Consider the following 16,448-nt stretch of genomic DNA (forward strand, 5'->3'; position numbering starts at 1 on the left):
CCGAACGCTAAGCTTTTCATAAGCAAGGCAAGTGTTTACGTGTTTCGAGGTGTTGGGATGGGTGAGTTGCGGCGGACGGAAGCAGGGAACGGGCCCTACGAGCGGTTGTTGCACCGGCTGGCCCTGGCGCTGGATGAAGCAGATACGGCGGTTCGTCTGCGCGACGAGGAACCGCTTGAGCTTGAGCTAAAGGGACTGACACCTGCCGAAATGGAACTCATCCGCGCTTACCTGGATCGGGATATGCGCTGGCTGCGCGGCTGGCACGCGGCTGCCGAGGAGCTGGCGGCCATCGAGCAACTACCCGGTCGATCGCCGCGTGGCGAGAATGGGCCGCCCAAGAGCTTCGCCCTCAAACCCAAACCCATGTTCAAGCGCCGCCAGCAGCTTTGCTGCGCGATGTGCGGTACGCCCGCCATCTGGCAACGCGGCCAGGGTGTGCAGGCTTGCATGTCCTGCGGTTCGCAGCTTTTCCGGACATCCAATCCCCGCTAGTCTCCGGGCACCCTGGAGGTGCCCATGCCGATTCGTTACATCATCAAGCAATTCCTGCTGCCCCCTGGCGGCCTTCTCCTATTGCTTCTGTTTGCCTGGTGGTTGCGACGGCGAATGCCGCGTCTGTCACTGGCCTGCTTCGTCACGGGCTTTGGCGGGCTTTGGCTGATGAGTCTGCCGATCATGGTCGAGTGGTCGGCCAAGGTGCTCGAGCGCGAAGCGCCACTGGCCGAATCCGATTGGGCGCAATTGTCCGGGAAAGTGGACGCGATCGTCGTGCTGGGGGGCGGGCGCGAGCGTGATGATCCTGCCTGGGGGGCGGACCAGCCGGCCCCGATGGCCCTGGAAAGATTGCGCTACGCCGCTCGCCTGGCTCGCGCAAGTGGCTTGCCGCTGTTGACCAGTGGCGGCCTGCACTATGGAGAGCCTCCAAGCGAGGCATGGATCATGGCCGAAACCTTGCGGCGCGACTTCGGCCTGGAAGTGCGCTGGCAGGAAGGGGAGAGCCGTACCACCTGGGAAAACGCCACCTACAGCGCGAAGCTGCTCCGGGCCGACGGGATCAGCCGAGTGCTATTGGTTACCCAGGCTGCGCATATGCCGCGGGCGCGCTGGTGTTTCGAACGCGCCGGCTTCGAGGTGGTGGCGGCGCCTCTAGGCTATCTGGGGGTACCCAATGGCCGTCCGTTGGGCGGTTGGCTACCGGAAAGCAAGGCGGTCTGGCAGAGCGGGATGCTGCTCAACGAGGCCATGGGGTTGCTGGCCTACCCGTTGGCCTACAACTAATCGCCGGACCGTTTTCCTGTAGGAGCGAGCTTGCTCGCGAACGATCGCGAGCAAGCTCGCTCCTACATGGGGGTTACACCGTCTTGGCAATCCGACTGGCCATCAGCGCCCAGGCGAAGAGCAGGCCGCAGAGAATCACCAGCGGCCAGGCGCGCCACTGCAGGTAGGGAGTCAGGCCGTGCATGGGCAGGACTTCCCCGTAGAGAACGCCTTGCTGGAACTGCGGGATGCCTTCAGTGATCTGGCCGAAGGGGTCGATCAGCACGGTCACGCCGTTGTTCGTCGCACGGATCATCCAGCGTCCTGCTTCCAGGGCGCGCATCTGCGCCATCTGCAGATGCTGCAGCGGGCCGATGGAGGTGCCGAACCAGGTGTCGTTGCTGACGGTCAGCAGGATGTCGCTCTGCGCGGCCAGGCCGGCGGCGAACTCGGGATAGACCACTTCGTAGCAGATGTAAGGTGCGATGCGGTATCCCTTGGCCATCAGCGGGCCCTGATCGGAGTCGCCGCGGGCGAAGTCGGACATCGGCAGGTCAAAGAAGGCGATCAGTCCGCGCAGCACGTCCTGCAGTGGCACGTACTCGCCGAAGGGCACCAGCTTCTGCTTGAGGTAGGTACCTTCACCTTGGCCGACCACGGTGATGCCGTTGTAGTAGCGTTTCTCGCCGCGATCATTGTTCTGGCGGATCGGGACGCCGGTGATGAGCGCGGATTGCCGATCATTGGCGAAACGGTTCATCACGCCGAGATAACCGTCGACGAACTCCTTGAGCACCGGTACTGCGGTTTCCGGCCAGATGATCAGGTCGGCCTTCTGCGAGCTGAAGGTCATGTCGCGATAAAGCGCCAGCTGGGCGTTGAGCTGCTCCGGGTCCCACTTCAGGTTCTGTTCGATGTTGCCCTGCATGGCCGCGACCTTCAGCGGCGCGCCGGCGGGCTGGGTCCAGGCGTGGCCCTTGAGTGCCAGGCCGATTACCCATGGAGCGAGCAGCAGGGCGATGCCGGTGCCCAGGAACGCCGGACGGCTGCGCAGGCGAGCCAGGTTCACCAGCAGGGCAGCGGTCAATGCCAGGGCGAAGGACACCAGCCAGACGCCGCCGATCGGTGCCAGCCCCGACAGCGGGCCGTCCAGTTGGCTGTAGCCGGCATAGAGCCACGGGAAGCCGGTGAGGAACCAGCCACGAAACGCTTCCTGGACCAGCCAGAGCGCGGCGAAGGCCAGGGTATCGGCGAGGGCGGCCTCGCTGCGGCGCAGCCAGCGCGCCCAGATTGCCGCGGGCAGGGCGAAGAACAGCGCTACGCCGGCACTGAAGCCGACGGTGAGGAACGCAGCCAGGGGTACAGAGGCCGCACCGTAGTCGTGAATGCTGACGTAGATCCAGCTGGTGCCGCTCAGGAACAGGCCGAGGCCGTACCACCAGCCGCGCCAGAACGCGGCCTTGGGCGCCAGGTCGCGCAACCCCAGGTAGAAGAGGGCGAGCGACAACAGTTCAAGGGGCCAGATATCGAAGGGGGCGAAAGCCAGGGGCGTAAGGGCGCCAGCGGCCAGGGCCAGCAGGTTGCCCGGCCAGCCGGGGCGGGTGATCCAGTTCATGCTCGGTCCTTGGGCGGATGGGGAGCTGGAAGAAATCCAGAGCGAGCCTTTTGTTGCCGGCTCGGGGCGCGATTATCCACGGGCGCCCCTCCGCTGTGGAGGGGCGTGCGCGAATCAATGGGACAGCGGAGAGAGGCGCAGCAGATGGATGCGGCGGCTGTCGGCGTTGAGCACGCGGAAGCGGAACTCACCGATCTCGGTGGTTTCGTTGCGCTTGGGCAAGTGGCCGAAGGCGCCCATGACCAGGCCGCCAACGGTATCGAACTCGTCCTCGGAGAAGTCGGTTTCGAAGAACTCGTTGAAGGCATCCACCGGGGTCAGGGCCTTGACGATGAAGTCGCCGCTGGGCAGTGGCTTGATATAGCTGTCTTCCTCGACATCGTGCTCGTCCTCGATGTCGCCGACGATCTGCTCCAGCACGTCCTCGATCGTCACCAAGCCCGCCACGCCACCGTACTCGTCGATGACCACCGCCATGTGGTTGTGATTGGCGCGGAATTCGCGCAGCAGCACGTTGAGGCGCTTGGATTCGGGCACGAAGGTGGCCGGGCGCAGCAGATCCTTGATGTTGAACGGCTGGCCGTTGTCCAGGAGGATCAGCGGTAGCAGGTCCTTGGCCAGGAGAATGCCCATGACGTCATCGAGGCTTTCGCCGATGACCGGGTAGCGGGAGTGGGCGGCGTCGATGATCGCCGGGAGGAACTCCTTCGGCGTCTGGTTGGCCTTGATGCTGATCATTTGCGAGCGCGGCACCATGATGTCGCGTACTTGCAGGTCGGCGACCTGGATGGCCCCTTCGACGATCGACAGCGCTTCGCTGTCGAGCAGCTTGTTCTGGTGGGCCTCGCGCAGCAGCTCGAGGAGTTCCTGGCGGCTTTTGGGTTCATGGGCAAAGGCCTGGGTCAGCTTTTCCAGCCAGGACCTGTGCCCGTTGCTCGATCGATCTTCGCTCATATGTCCTTTGCTCGGTGCTTCTTATTGGTCTTCGTCATCGCGGTAAGGGTCGGGGTGGCCAAGTTCAGCCAGCAATTCCCGTTCCAGTGCTTCCATTTCCTCGGCTTCCTCATCCTCGATGTGATCGTAGCCGAGCAGGTGCAGGCAGCCGTGGATCACCAGGTGCGCCCAGTGAGCCTCCAGGGCCTTGCCCTGTTCGGAGGCTTCCCGGGCCACCACTGGCGCGCAGATGACCAGGTCGCCGAGCAGCGGGATATCCAGCAACTCGTCCGGCACGTCCGCAGGGAAGGAGAGTACGTTGGTAGCGTAGTCCTTGTGGCGCCAGGTGCGATTGAGTTCGCGCCCCTCGGGCTCGTCCACCAGTCGGATGGTCAGTTCGGAATCGGCGCTGCGTTGGCGCAGGGCCAGTTCGCACCAGCGACGGAAATCCACCTCGCTCGGCAGGCCCTGGGCCTCGCTTGCGAGTTGCAGGTCGAGTTCAAGCATTGTCGTCTATCGCGCCCGGATCGTTGTCGGCTGGTTTGGTCTTGGCAGGCTGCTGACGGCTGTCGAAGCGGTCATAGGCTTCCACGATGCGCTGGACCAGCGGATGGCGCACCACGTCCTGGGACTTGAAGTGGGTGAAGCTGATTCCCGGCACGTCACGCAGCACATCGATCACATGGGTCAGGCCGGACTTCGTGCCGCGCGGCAGGTCGATCTGGGTGATGTCACCAGTGATGACAGCGGTGGAGCCGAAACCAATACGGGTCAGGAACATCTTCATCTGCTCGAGGGTAGTGTTCTGACTCTCGTCGAGAATGATGAAGCTGTTGTTAAGGGTGCGACCGCGCATGTAGGCCAACGGTGCGACCTCGATCACCTGCTTCTCGATCAGCTTGGCCACGTGGTCGAAGCCGAGCATCTCGTAAAGGGCGTCGTAGAGTGGGCGCAGATAAGGGTCGATCTTCTGGGAAAGGTCGCCGGGGAGGAAGCCGAGCTTCTCGCCAGCCTCGACCGCCGGACGCACCAGCAGGATACGGCGGATTTGCTCGCGCTCCAGGGCGTCCACGGCGCAGGCCACGGCCAGGTAGGTCTTGCCGGTACCGGCCGGTCCGATGCCGAAGTTGATGTCGTGATCGAGGATCGACTTCACGTAGCGCTGCTGGTTGGCGCCGCGTGGACGAATGTTGCCCTTGCGGGTGCGCAGGCTCACAGCCTCGGTCTTGGGATTGGCCGCCTCTTCCATGCCGGTTTCGCGCAGGAAGAGGTGCACCATGTCGGGCGACAGCTCGATGGCCTCGGTTTCGCGATAGAGGCGGCGCAGGAGATTTTCCGTAGCGCGGGTGCGTTGAGGGTCGCCGACCAGTTCGAACTGGTTACCGCGATTGCGGATTTCGATGTCCATGCGTTGTTCGATCAAGCGCAGGTGCTCGTCGAATTGGCCGCACAGATTGGCGAAGCGGCGGGCTTCAAAAGGTTCCAGGGTGAAGCGGTGCAGATCCAGGGAGGCGTTCAATGTCGTGTGTTCGCCCTTGGGCGGTAGGAGTGGGATGACATGCAGAATAACCCCGAGGGCCCGGCTGGAAAAGCACGGGCCCCACGGTCTATCAGTGCGGGCTTTCTTCGAGCAGGCTGCCGCGCAGGGAATGGGGCAGGGCATCGTCGATGTGGACATCGACGAACTGGCCGATCAGGCGCGGGTTGGCGCTGCGGAAGTTGACGATGCGATTGTTCTCCGTGCGGCCCTGGAGCATGCCCGGGTCCTTCTTGGAGAAGTCGCTGACGAGGATGCGCTGGACGCTGCCGACCATTCGTCGGCTGATTTCGTAGCCCTGCTGGTGAATGCGCGTCTGCAGGATCTGCAGCCGCTGTTTCTTCACGTCTTCCGGTGTGTCGTCTAGCAGATCGGCTGCGGGGGTGCCGGGGCGCGAGCTGTAGATGAAGGAGAAGGAGAAGTCGAAGCCGACTTCTTCCACCAGCTTCATGGTGGCCTCGAAATCCTTGTCGGTCTCGCCGGGGAAACCAACGATGAAGTCCGAGCTTATGCAGATGTCCGGCACCGCCGCCTTCAGCTTGCGGATGCGTGACTTGTATTCCAGTGCGGTGTGATTGCGCTTCATGGCCGCGAGGATGCGATCGGAGCCCGCCTGCACTGGCAAGTGGACAAACTTCACCAGTTCCGGCACTTCTGCGTGGGCCTGGATCAGCGCGTCGGAGAACTCCAGCGGGTGCGAAGTGGTGTAGCGAATGCGCTCGATACCATCGACGGCGGCCACCACACGGATCAGCTCGGCGAAGTCGGCGATGCGGCCATCATGAGTCAGACCGCGGTAGCCGTTGACGTTCTGGCCCAGCAGGGTTACTTCACGCACGCCGTTCTCTGCCAGGTGGATGACTTCGGCCAGTACGTCGTCAAACGGACGGCTGACTTCCTCGCCGCGGGTGTAGGGCACCACACAGAAAGTGCAGTACTTGCTGCAGCCTTCCATGATCGAGACGAACGCGCTGGGGCCATCGACGCGGGGTTCGGGCAGTCGGTCGAACTTCTCGATTTCCGGGAAGCTGATGTCCACCTGGGGTTTGCGGGTGACGCGTGCGGCGTCGATCATTTCCGGCAATCGGTGCAACGTTTGCGGGCCAAACACGACGTCCACATAGGGTGCGCGCTCACGGATGGCGGCGCCTTCCTGGCTGGCTACGCAGCCACCCACGCCGATGACCAGCTCCGGGTTCTGCCGCTTCAACTCACGCCACTGGCCAAGTTTCGAGAACACCTTCTCCTGCGCCTTCTCGCGGATCGAGCAGGTGTTGAGCAGAATCACGTCGGCTTCTTCGGCGTGTTCGGTGACTTCCAGCGCCTGATGTTCGCCGAGCAGATCGACCATGCGCGAACTGTCGTACTCGTTCATCTGGCAGCCGTGGGTTTCGATGTAGAGCTTCTTGGCCATGCGCTTTTGAATCAGGTGGTTCGAAGAACCGAGCATTATAATCGCCATGCCCCTTGTGTTCCTAGCGCCGGCTGCTTGGCGGCTATGCTATGATCTGCGCCCCCGAAATTCCCCCGCGACGACCCGCCGACTTCTCATGAGCAAGCCCGCCCCCATCTACAAGGTGATCTTCCTGAACCAGGGCCAGGTGTACGAGATGTACGCCAAGCAGATCTACCAGAGCGATCTATGGGGATTCCTGGAAGTGGAGGAGTTCGTCTTCGGCGAGCGCACCCAGGTGGTGGTCGATCCCAGCGAGGAGAAGCTCAAGGCCCAGTTCGAAGGCGTGGTCCGCAGTTTCCTGCCGATGCACTCGATCATCCGAATCGACGAAGTGGAGCGCCTTGGCACGCCGAAGATCAGCGAGGCGAAAGGGGGTGGCAACGTGATGCCATTCCCCATGCCAATGCCGGAGAAGTAGGGCGGATAGTCCTGATTGCTGCCTCAGCTCCGGGCTCAGGGAAGAGGCGAGAAGGGCGAGCCGCCGTCAGCGGCCTGTAGTTCCAGCAGGTAGTTGCGGAAGATCTGTCCCAGCACCTGCGTCGCGATTTCCAGCTCGTCAGTACGCATCTGCGCGGCCACCAGGTCGGCACTGTCCATGGCTTCGTCCGAACCGTTCACCGCTGCCATCTTGAGCACGATGTAGGCCTGCACATTGTTGGCCGGTACCCCTTCTCCCCGGAAGAACATGTTGCCCAGACGCAGTTGGGCTTGTGCGTGCCCCTTGAGGGAAGCCTGTTCGAACCACTGCAGGGACTGGGCGAGGTCGCGCGGGGTGCGTTTGCCGTCGTAATAGAACTCGCCGAGCTCGTACTGCGCTTCGGCGTCGCCGCCCTTGGCGGCCTGCTGGCAGGCGGAAATGGCTTCCGAAAGGTTTTCCGGCAGGCTGTTCAGATTGCAGCGCCCGGTGGCTGGGATCAGCAGGGAGTTACCGCCGGCATTGGCCAGCAGTGGTTGGAAAAGCAACAGGCAGCCCAGGATCAGGGTGCGGCCGGTGCGGTTCATGGGGATCACAGTGCCTCGGAAGCAGTGCGGGCATCATGCCCGGCCGGCGAGAAACGCGCCAACGGTCACATTATGAAATAAGCGAGGGCGATCTTACAAAGCCTTTACTTTGTTTGCGCTTGGCACTGTGTCGCGAAACTGCAGGAGCAACCACGTCATCAGCGGATAGGCGGGCGTGAGCAGGGCGTGGAACAGGTCGACCCGGCGTAAAGAACCCATGAAGCCTTCGGTCCCCACCAGCAATCCGGCTACCAGGAACAAACCGACGATGGCGAGCGCTGCCAGCGCTGGCGAGGCCCGCTGCGGCAGCCTGCCAAGGCCCGCTAGAAGGATCAGGGCGAAAGCCGCGAAACTGAGCAGCAGACGATACTCGGCAAGCAACCCAGCTCTCCGGGCCAGTTCGAACACCACGCACAGACCGATCACCAGGCGCCCCCAGAAGGCCCGGCTCCAGGTCGCGCTGCGGGACAAGGCGAAGATCGCCAGTGCGACCAGCGGTAAGGCGAGGAAGGTCCCAGCCTGGCTGAGCAGGCTGTGAGCCTCGCGCCAGGACGGATCGACGGAGAAGCGCACCACCCCGCATAGGGCTGCTGCGGCCGGGATCAGCAACCCGAGCAGGGCGCAGAACCAAGCCGGCCGCTCCGTCTCGGCGAACCCCTTGCCCAGCTGGCTCAGCGCAATGACGCTGGACAGGCAAGCGAAGGCGAGTACGCCGTCGGAAAGGGCGGTGCTGTATTGCATCAGGCCTGTTTCAGTTTGGCGAAGGCGCGCTCAGCGGCGTCCAGGGTAATGGCCAGTTCCTTGTCACCGTGGGCAATGGAGGTGAAGCCCGCTTCAAAGGCGCTCGGTGCCAGGTAGACGCCGCCATCCAGCATCAGGTGGAAGAAGCGCTTGAAGCGCTCGGCATCGCTGGTCATCACGTCCTGGAAGGTGACGATATCGTCAGCGCCACTGAAGTAGAGGCCGAACATGCCGCCTGCCTGGGTGGTGACGAAGGGAATGCCGGCAGCATCGGCGCGCTGCTGCAGACCGTCGAGCATGCGGGTGGTGTAGTCGGTCAGCTCAGCGTGGAAGCCGGGGCGGCTGATCAGCTTCAGGGTGGTCAGGCCGGCGGCCATGGCCAGTGGGTTTCCGGACAGCGTGCCGGCCTGGTAGACCGGGCCCAGCGGGGCGATGTGAGACATGATCTCGCGCTTGCCGCCAAAGCAGCCGACCGGCATGCCGCCACCGATGATCTTGCCGAAGGTGGACAGGTCCGGAGTGATGCCGTAGTGGGCCTGGGCGCCGCCGAGGGCGACGCGGAAGCCGGTCATCACTTCGTCGAAGATCAGCACCACGCTGTGCTTGTCGCACAGGCTGCGCAGGCCTTCGAGGAAGCCCGGCGCCGGCGGTACGCAGTTCATGTTGCCGGCAACCGGCTCGACGATGATGCAGGCGACTTCGTTGCCCACGTCGGCGAGGGTCTTCTCAACGGCGTCGATGTCGTTGAACGGCAGGGTCAGGGTGTGCTGGGCGAATGCCGCGGGCACGCCGGGGGAACTCGGTACGCCCAGGGTCAGGGCGCCGGAACCGGCTTTCACCAACAGGGAGTCGGAGTGGCCGTGGTAGCAGCCTTCGAACTTGATGATGCTGTCGCGGCCGGTGAAGCCACGGGCCAGGCGAATGGCGCTCATTGTGGCTTCAGTGCCGGAGCTGACCATGCGCACCATCTCCATGGACGGCACGAGGGAGCAGACGAGGTCGGCCATTTCCACTTCCAGCGCAGTCGGCGCGCCGTAGGACAGGCCGTGCTCCAGTTGCTTGCGTACCGCACCCAGCACGTCCGGGTGGCTGTGGCCAAGGATCATCGGGCCCCAGGAACCGACGTAGTCCACGTAGCGCTTGTCATCCTCGTCCGTCACGTAGGCGCCTTCCGCGTGCTTGAAGAACAGCGGCGTACCGCCGACGCTCTTGAAGGCGCGGACCGGCGAGTTGACGCCGCCGGGGATGTGTTTCTGGGCGTTGGCGAACAGGGTTTCGGAACGGGACATGGCAGGTCTCTCTTTCAAGCGAATTCGGGGTCAGGCGGCGTCGAACAGGGCGCTGAAGGCACGTGCTCGGCGTTCCACCTCGGTGGCGGAATCGGCACCGAACAGCGCGTGGATCACCGCAACCATGCTGGCGCCGCGGGTGATCAGCTCGGGGGCATTTTCCAGGGTCACGCCGCCAATGGCGACGATCGGAGCCTGGAAGCGCTGCCGCGCCTGGTCCAGCAGGTCCAGGGTGGCGGCGGGTGCGCCCGGCTTGGTCTGGGAATTGTAGAAGCGGCCGAAGGCGATATAGCTGGCGCCTTCTCTCACTGCGGTTGCTGCCAGGTCGAGACTGGCGTGGCACGTGCCGCCGATGATGGCCTGACGACCCAGCAGCGCGCGGGCTGCGGCCAGGGAGCCGTCGCCCTGGCCAAGGTGCAGGCCGACACCCAGGCGTGCGGCCAGTTCGGCGTCATCGTTGATGATCAGTTGGGCGCCGTAGCGGGTGCACAACTCGCCAAGGGCTTCGGCTTCGCGCAGGCGTCGAGTCTCGTCGCTGGACTTGTCGCGGTATTGAAGCAGCTTGGCGCCGCCCTTCAGGGCCGCTTCGACGTAGGGCAGCAACTTGCCGCCGGCCAGCAGCTGGCTGTCGGTGATGGCATAGAGGCCGCGCAGTTTCATTGGCAGAAGTCCAGCGGCAGGCGGCGTGGCACGTACTGGCCGTGGCCGGGTTGTTCTGCGTCGCGCAAGGTGCGCCAGGTGTAGTCGAGGGCGCTGCGTACCGCGCTGGACAGTTCCTCGCCCAGGGCAAGGCGACCGGACAGGGCGCTCGCCAAGGTGCAGCCCGAACCGTGGTAGCTGCCGGGCAAGCGCTGGCAGGTATAGGTAAGGCACCGGCCGTCCTGGGTGTAGAGGCGGTTGTGCACTTCGGTCTCGTCGCCGTGGCCGCCTGTGATCAGCAGGTTGCGGCAGAAAGGCAGGAGTTTCTCGGCGCACTCGTCCGGGGTGCCTTCGGGCAGCTCGGCGAGGATGCGCGCTTCCGGCAGGTTCGGAGTGGCGATGGCTGCTATCGGGAGCAGGCGCTCGCGGATCGCGTAACCCACTTCGTCCTTGCCCAGGGCGCCGCCACCGCCGGCACGCAGTACCGGGTCGCAGACCAGCGGTATGCCCGGCAGGGACTGCATGATCTCCAGGACCGTCTCGACCATCTGCACCGAGCCGAGCATGCCCAGCTTGACGGCAGCCACCGGCAGGTCGGCGATCACGGCATTGGCCTGGGCCAGCACCCATTCGCGGTCGAGGACGCGGAAGTCGGAAACGTTGACGGTATCCTGCACGGTCAGGGCTGTCACCGCCGGGGCGGCGTGACAGCCCTGTGCGATCAGGGCTTCGATATCCGCCTGAAGGCCGGCGCCACCACTTGGGTCGTGGCCGGAAAGGCAGAGGACTACGGGGCGAGAGTTGGTCGTTTTCATGGTCGGCGAGCTTACCACTAAACACTTCGCCGGGCCGCACCGGCGGCGCTATGCCTCAGGGAGTGCGCGTATGGCTTTGTTGGTGCAGCTGAAAGTACCGAGATAGAGCTGTCTGGCTGTGATGGCAATGTGCAGCTTTCAGCCGCCTTGCGCTGTGCTAGAGTGCACTTTTCGAACAACCTGGCCCAGGGTGGCGCGTCGGATAAGGAGGTGGGGCTCCCGGACGCGGTCAGTAGGCCATTGCGGGGCTGCATGCGTATCCTCTTTTTCCTCTGCCTTTGCCTGTTCGCCGGCCTGGCCAATGCCGTGCAATTCGACGAGCAGTTGCGCAGTCTCCCGCTGGGCCAGCACATGGACGTGTTCGAAGACGTTCGTGGCGATGCCAAGATTGACGACATCACGTCCCCCGCTCTGGACAGCAGCTTCCGCCGCCATGAGAAGCCTGTGCTCAATGCCGGGTATTCACACTCGGTCTTCTGGTTGCGTATCGACCTGGACTACCGACCGCATGCGGGGCGTGACCAACAGAACTGGTTGCTGGAGCTGGCCTATCCGCCGCTGGACCACCTGGACCTCTACCTTCCGGACGACCAGGGCGGCTACCGTCTCGCCCAGCGCACCGGTGACGCGCTGTCGTTCGATAGCCGGCAGATCAGGCAGAACAACTACGTCTTCAGCATTCCCCTGAAACCTGACCAACCCAGACGCATTTACATGCGCCTGCAGAGCGAAGGCTCTATCCAGGCACCGTTGACGCTCTGGTCGCCCCAGGCCTTCGTCGAAGAGCAGCCGGAACGTATCTATGTGCTCGGCATCATATACGGCGTGCTGCTGGTGATGCTCTTCTACAACCTGTTCATCTATCTCAGCGTTCGCGACACCAGCTACCTCTATTACATCCTTTATATAGGCTCGTTCGGGCTCTACCAGATATCCGTCAATGGTGCGGGCATCCAGTACTTCTGGCCGGACAATCCCTGGTGGGCCAATGCGGCGACCCCCTTCCTGATCGGTTCGGCGGCGCTGTTCGGCTGCCAGTTCGCGCGCAGCTTCCTGCACACGGCCGACCACAGTCCCTGGGTCGACCGGGCGCTGCTCGCGCTGATGGCCCTGGGCGGACTAGCGATGGTCCTGGCGCTGACCGCCAGCTACGGCCTGGCCCTGCGCCTGGCCACTTCCCTGGCGCTGATCTTCACCGTGGTGATCTTCTCTGCCGGCGTGCTGGCCTGGCTGCGCGGTATGCGCGTGGCGCGCTATTTCATCATCGCCTGGAGTGCGTTCCTCCTCGGCGGCGCCATCAACACCCTCATGGTGCTGGGTTATCTGCCCAACGCCTTCTTCACCATGTACGCCAGCCAAATTGGTTCGGCGCTGGAAGTGGGGCTGCTGTCCCTCGCCCTGGCCGACCGTATCAATGCCATGAAAGAAGAACGCACGCGCATCCTCCAGGACGCCGGCCGCAAGCTGGAGGCGCTGAACCAGGAACTGGCCAACAGCAACCGATTGAAGGATGAGTTCCTCGCCACGGTCACCCATGAGCTGCGCACGCCGATGAATGGCGTCATCGGCTCCCTGGAGCTGATGCAGACGCTGCCGTTGCACGAAGAACTCGAGCAGTATCAACGCACCGCTTCCGGCTCGGCGCGGGACATGATGCGCCTGGTCAACGACATCCTCGCCATGACCGAACTGCAGGCCGGCAAGCTCTACCCGCGACGCGAACCGTTCAGCCTGCGCGGGCTGATGGACAGCCTGCGGGTGCAGTACGGCCTGCGCGCGGTGGAAAAAGGGCTGGTCTTCGAGCTGGATCTCGATCACCGGCTCCCGGATACCCTCGAAGGCGACGCCGGCAAGCTTGGCCAGGCCCTGGGCTATCTGTTGGACAACGCCATCAAGTTCACCAGCCGCGGTAGCGTTGGTTTGCGAGTCAACGGTCATGAGTCGGCCGACGGCGATCTGGCATTGCACATCGACGTCATGGATACCGGCATCGGTTTTTCCACCCCGCCGGATGGCCTGATCTACCGGCGTTTCTACCAACTCGATGGCTCCATGACCCGTGAGTACGGCGGACTCGGAATCGGCCTCGCCCTGAGCCAGCAACTGGTGACGCTCCTCGGCGGCAAGCTTTCTCATCAGTCTCAACCCGGACGCGGCAGCACCTTCAGCCTGGAACTGAACCTTTCATTGCCGGCTCAGAGCCAGGTCCTGCCTGCGCGACGCCCTGGCGGCCAGCCGCTGCGCAGGCCGGAGCAGTGCACCGTACTGGTGGTGGAGGACAACGCCATCAACCAGTTGGTGACCCGCGGCATGCTGCTCAAGCTTGGCTATCGTGTGCTCACCGCGGACAACGGCGCCGAAGCGCTGGAACAGATTCGCCGTGAATCCGTCGATGCCGTGCTGTTGGACTGCCAGATGCCGGTGATGGATGGCTTCGCCACCTGCCGGGCCCTGCGCGCCATGCCGGGGTGCACCGACCTGCCAGTGCTGGCGATTACCGCGCACAGTCACAGTGGCGACCGCGAGCGCTGCCTGGCCGCCGGGATGAGCGACTACATGGCCAAACCGGTCAAGTTCGAGGAACTGCGCTCTCTGCTCCACGACTGGCTGCTATGCAAGCCGGTCGAGACTGCAAAGTCGCTCGGTTGACTCGGCAAGAGCACGGCATTTATGTCACCAATCGCGGCATTTCTCCCACTTCCTGCAAGGTCTGAATCCTGATTCACTGAAAGAAGTGAATCAGGATTCAGATCATGGCCTATCGCACCACCACATCCCGAATCGACCGTGACCAGGCGCTACGCGGCCGCATCCTGGCCTGCGCCCATGCGCGGGTGGTGGAGGGCGGTTTTGCGGCATTGACCATGCAGGCGCTGGCCGAGGACGTGGGCATTGCCACCGGCAGCCTTTACCGGCACTTCTCCAACAAGGGCGAGCTGGCCGCAGAGGTCTTCGCCCAGGCGAGCCAGGTGGAAGTGGACAGCCTCGCCGTGGTGCTGCGTGGCGAAGGCTCGGCCGCGGATCGGTTGGCGCACGGACTGCGCCAGTTCGCTGCGCGAGCCTGGCATAGCCGGCGACTGGCTTTCGCGCTGATCGCTGAACCGGTGGACCCCGAAGTGGACGAACAGCGCCTGCTCTATCGCGAGGCCTATGCCGATCTGTTCTGCCAATTGTTGGAGGAAGGCCTGGCGCGTGGTGAATTCCAGGTGCCCTCGATTCCTCTCACTGCAGCCTGCCTGGTTGGCGCCATCGCCGAATCACTGGTTGGTCCGCTGTCGCCCCCGGGGCGCGCGATGCGCGACGCCGGTCATGATTCGGACGATCTCGAGACCGTCTGCGCCAACCTCGTTACCTTCTGCCTGCGCGCCCTGGGCGCCAGCCAACCTGTCCAGGAGAACCTGCGATGAGCCTGCACGAATTCGCCGAAACCCACGAAGTCTTCAACCAGGTACCGCCGCTGGATGGCGCCAACCTCTATCGCGTCGACCTGCCGCTGCAGGAGTGGGTCCGCCGCTACCAGGGTGGCTGGGCCGAAGAGCGCCTCGATGCCTATGGCGCCCTGGCCGGAGGTCCGCTGATGAGCGCGGGATTCCTTGCCAACGAGAACAAACCGGTGTTCAAGAGCCATGATCGCTACGGGCACCGTGTGGACCTGGTGGAGTTCCACCCGGCCTACCACGAGCTGATGCGCGCCTCCATCGAGCATGGCATCCCCTCGATGCCCTGGACCGACCCGCGCGCCGGCGCCCAGGTTGCCCGTGCCGGCTTGAGTTACCTTCACAGCCAGGCCGAAGCCGGCACCGGCTGCCCGTTGACCATGACCTTCGCCAGTGTGCCCGCGCTGCGACTGCAGCCGGAAATCGCCGAGCAGTGGCTGCCGAAGATCCTTTCCCGTGAGTACGACCCGCGCAACTTGCCCATGGAGCAGAAGGCCGGCGTCACCATCGGCATGGCCATGACCGAGAAACAGGGGGGCACCGACGTTCGTGCCAACACGACCCGCGCCCATCCCGTGGGCATCCCCGGGCCTGGCCAGGCATACGAACTCGTGGGCCACAAGTGGTTCTGCTCGGCACCCATGTGTGATGCCTTCCTTACCCTGGCCTACACCGACAAGGGCCTGTCCTGCTTCCTGCTGCCGCGCCACCGGCCGGACGGCAGCCGCAACGAGTTCTACATCCAGCGGCTGAAGAACAAGCTGGGTAACTGGTCCAACGCCTCCAGCGAGGTGGAGTACCGTGGTGCCCTGGCCTGGATGGTGGGCGAGGAGGGGCGTGGCGTGCCGACCATCATCGAGATGGTGTCCCTGACCCGCTTCGACTGCATGATCGGTTCCAGCGCCCTGATGCGTCAGGCACTGACCCAGGCCGCGCACCACTGCGCCTACCGCAAGGTCGGTGGCCGCGTGCTGGCCGAGCAGCCACTTATGCAGAACGTGTTGGCCGACCTGGCCCTGGAAAGCGAAGCCGCGCTGGCCCTGACCATGCGCATGGGGCGCGCCCTGGACAAGGTTCACGACGAGCAGGAAGACAAGTTCGCCCGACTGGTGACCGCCGTGGGCAAGTACTGGATCTGCAAACGGGCGCCCGCGATGATCAACGAGGCCGCCGAGTGCCTGGGTGGTGCAGGCTACGTTGAGGACACCATCCTGCCGCGTTTGTACCGCGAAGCGCCGGTGAACTCGACCTGGGAAGGCTCCGGCAACGTGCAGTGCCTGGACGTGCTGCGTGCCCTGTCCAAGGAGCCGGGCGTGCTCGATGCACTCTTCGCCGAACTGGGGAATGGTCATGGCGATGCGCGCCTGGCGTCCTTCATCGGCAAGCTGAAGAAGGGCTTTGCCGACACCGCTGACATCCAGTATCGGGCCCGCCAGCTGACCGAAGACGTGGCCGTGGCCTTGCAGGCCAAGCTGCTCCTGGAAGCCGGCAATGCCACGGTTGCCGATGCCTTCATCGGCAGCCGCCTGGGCGAGCATGGGCGTGTCTATGGCACGTTGCCTCGCGGTGCCGACGTCGAGGCCCTGGTCGCTCGATCGACGCCTCACCTGGCCTGATCTGCGGCTTGGCCATCCGCTCTTGCAGCGGGTGGCGACTGCGGCGCGGCATCCTGCCGAATCGTTCTATGCCTTTATCTGTCCAAGCAGGCAAGATAGGTCCAGAGC

The 16,448-nt window shown here is 64.0% G+C and carries 16 protein-coding genes; 6 read left to right on the forward strand and 10 right to left on the reverse strand.

The window, feature by feature from the left end; translation table 11 throughout:
- Positions 1 to 57: 57 nt before the first annotated feature.
- Positions 58 to 495, forward strand: a complete 438-nt coding sequence (locus E8E75_RS26785) for a hypothetical protein (RefSeq protein ID WP_120653113.1) — start codon at positions 58 to 60, stop codon at positions 493 to 495.
- A 24-nt stretch (positions 496 to 519) separates the two neighbouring features.
- Positions 520 to 1,281 carry a YdcF family protein gene (locus tag E8E75_RS26790; RefSeq protein ID WP_153921472.1) on the forward strand — a complete coding sequence of 254 codons (762 nt, stop codon included), beginning with the start codon at positions 520 to 522 and terminating at the stop codon, positions 1,279 to 1,281.
- Positions 1,282 to 1,354: 73 nt separating this feature from the next.
- Here E8E75_RS26790 and lnt read toward each other — a convergent pair whose 3' ends face one another.
- The 5 genes from lnt to miaB all read right to left on the reverse strand — a co-directional run bounded on the left by lnt (position 1,355) and on the right by miaB (position 6,759).
- Positions 1,355 to 2,875 (reverse strand): apolipoprotein N-acyltransferase, encoded by a 1,521-nt coding sequence (gene lnt, locus E8E75_RS26795; RefSeq protein ID WP_120653111.1) that lies wholly within the window; start codon positions 2,873 to 2,875, stop codon positions 1,355 to 1,357.
- A 114-nt stretch (positions 2,876 to 2,989) separates the two neighbouring features.
- On the reverse strand, positions 2,990 to 3,829 hold the full coding sequence (locus E8E75_RS26800) for an HlyC/CorC family transporter (RefSeq protein WP_120653110.1): 840 nt from the start codon (positions 3,827 to 3,829) through the stop codon (positions 2,990 to 2,992).
- Positions 3,830 to 3,850: 21 nt separating this feature from the next.
- Positions 3,851 to 4,315, reverse strand: coding sequence for an rRNA maturation RNase YbeY (gene ybeY / locus E8E75_RS26805; protein ID WP_120653109.1), 465 nt, complete (start codon positions 4,313 to 4,315; stop codon positions 3,851 to 3,853).
- Positions 4,308 to 5,327, reverse strand: a complete 1,020-nt coding sequence (locus tag E8E75_RS26810) for a PhoH family protein (protein ID WP_120653108.1) — start codon at positions 5,325 to 5,327, stop codon at positions 4,308 to 4,310. Before E8E75_RS26810 ends, ybeY begins: the two co-directional genes overlap by 8 nt.
- 91 nt (positions 5,328 to 5,418) lie before the next feature.
- Positions 5,419 to 6,759 carry a tRNA (N6-isopentenyl adenosine(37)-C2)-methylthiotransferase MiaB gene (miaB, locus tag E8E75_RS26815; protein ID WP_153921507.1) on the reverse strand — a complete coding sequence of 447 codons (1,341 nt, stop codon included), beginning with the start codon at positions 6,757 to 6,759 and terminating at the stop codon, positions 5,419 to 5,421.
- Positions 6,760 to 6,895: 136 nt separating this feature from the next.
- Between miaB and E8E75_RS26820 the strand changes: the two genes are divergently transcribed.
- Positions 6,896 to 7,219, forward strand: a complete 324-nt coding sequence (locus E8E75_RS26820; protein WP_120653107.1) for a DUF1820 family protein — start codon at positions 6,896 to 6,898, stop codon at positions 7,217 to 7,219.
- Positions 7,220 to 7,254: 35 nt separating this feature from the next.
- Here E8E75_RS26820 and E8E75_RS26825 read toward each other — a convergent pair whose 3' ends face one another.
- The 5 genes from E8E75_RS26825 to E8E75_RS26845 all read right to left on the reverse strand — a co-directional run bounded on the left by E8E75_RS26825 (position 7,255) and on the right by E8E75_RS26845 (position 11,287).
- A complete protein-coding gene (locus E8E75_RS26825; RefSeq protein WP_120653106.1) occupies positions 7,255 to 7,803 on the reverse strand; it encodes a tetratricopeptide repeat protein in 549 nt (182 codons plus the stop codon).
- A 93-nt stretch (positions 7,804 to 7,896) separates the two neighbouring features.
- Positions 7,897 to 8,544, reverse strand: a complete 648-nt coding sequence (locus E8E75_RS26830) for a hypothetical protein (RefSeq protein WP_120653105.1) — start codon at positions 8,542 to 8,544, stop codon at positions 7,897 to 7,899.
- On the reverse strand, positions 8,544 to 9,833 hold the full coding sequence (gene hemL, locus E8E75_RS26835; protein ID WP_120653104.1) for a glutamate-1-semialdehyde 2,1-aminomutase: 1,290 nt from the start codon (positions 9,831 to 9,833) through the stop codon (positions 8,544 to 8,546). Before hemL ends, E8E75_RS26830 begins: the two co-directional genes overlap by 1 nt.
- A 30-nt stretch (positions 9,834 to 9,863) precedes the next feature.
- Positions 9,864 to 10,493 carry a thiamine phosphate synthase gene (gene thiE / locus E8E75_RS26840; protein WP_120653103.1) on the reverse strand — a complete coding sequence of 210 codons (630 nt, stop codon included), beginning with the start codon at positions 10,491 to 10,493 and terminating at the stop codon, positions 9,864 to 9,866.
- Positions 10,490 to 11,287, reverse strand: a complete 798-nt coding sequence (locus E8E75_RS26845) for a hydroxymethylpyrimidine/phosphomethylpyrimidine kinase (RefSeq protein WP_120653102.1) — start codon at positions 11,285 to 11,287, stop codon at positions 10,490 to 10,492. The genes thiE and E8E75_RS26845 overlap by 4 nt, the downstream gene beginning before the upstream one ends.
- 252 nt (positions 11,288 to 11,539) lie before the next feature.
- On the opposite strand from E8E75_RS26845, the gene E8E75_RS26850 reads away from it, so the two are divergent.
- From E8E75_RS26850 to E8E75_RS26860, 3 genes are all read left to right on the forward strand, one after another.
- On the forward strand, positions 11,540 to 13,936 hold the full coding sequence (locus E8E75_RS26850; RefSeq protein WP_153921471.1) for a hybrid sensor histidine kinase/response regulator: 2,397 nt from the start codon (positions 11,540 to 11,542) through the stop codon (positions 13,934 to 13,936).
- 104 nt (positions 13,937 to 14,040) lie between these two features.
- The gene (locus E8E75_RS26855) at positions 14,041 to 14,694 is read left to right on the forward strand and encodes a TetR/AcrR family transcriptional regulator (protein ID WP_120653100.1); all 654 of its coding nucleotides are present in this window, start codon (positions 14,041 to 14,043) and stop codon (positions 14,692 to 14,694) included.
- The gene (locus E8E75_RS26860) at positions 14,691 to 16,340 is read left to right on the forward strand and encodes an acyl-CoA dehydrogenase family protein (RefSeq protein ID WP_120653099.1); all 1,650 of its coding nucleotides are present in this window, start codon (positions 14,691 to 14,693) and stop codon (positions 16,338 to 16,340) included. The genes E8E75_RS26855 and E8E75_RS26860 overlap by 4 nt, the downstream gene beginning before the upstream one ends.
- The last annotated feature ends 108 nt before the right edge of the window (positions 16,341 to 16,448 follow it).

This window comes from Pseudomonas sp. BN606, assembly GCF_029873115.1.
In the GTDB taxonomy this organism is placed as follows: Bacteria; Pseudomonadota; Gammaproteobacteria; order Pseudomonadales; family Pseudomonadaceae; genus Metapseudomonas.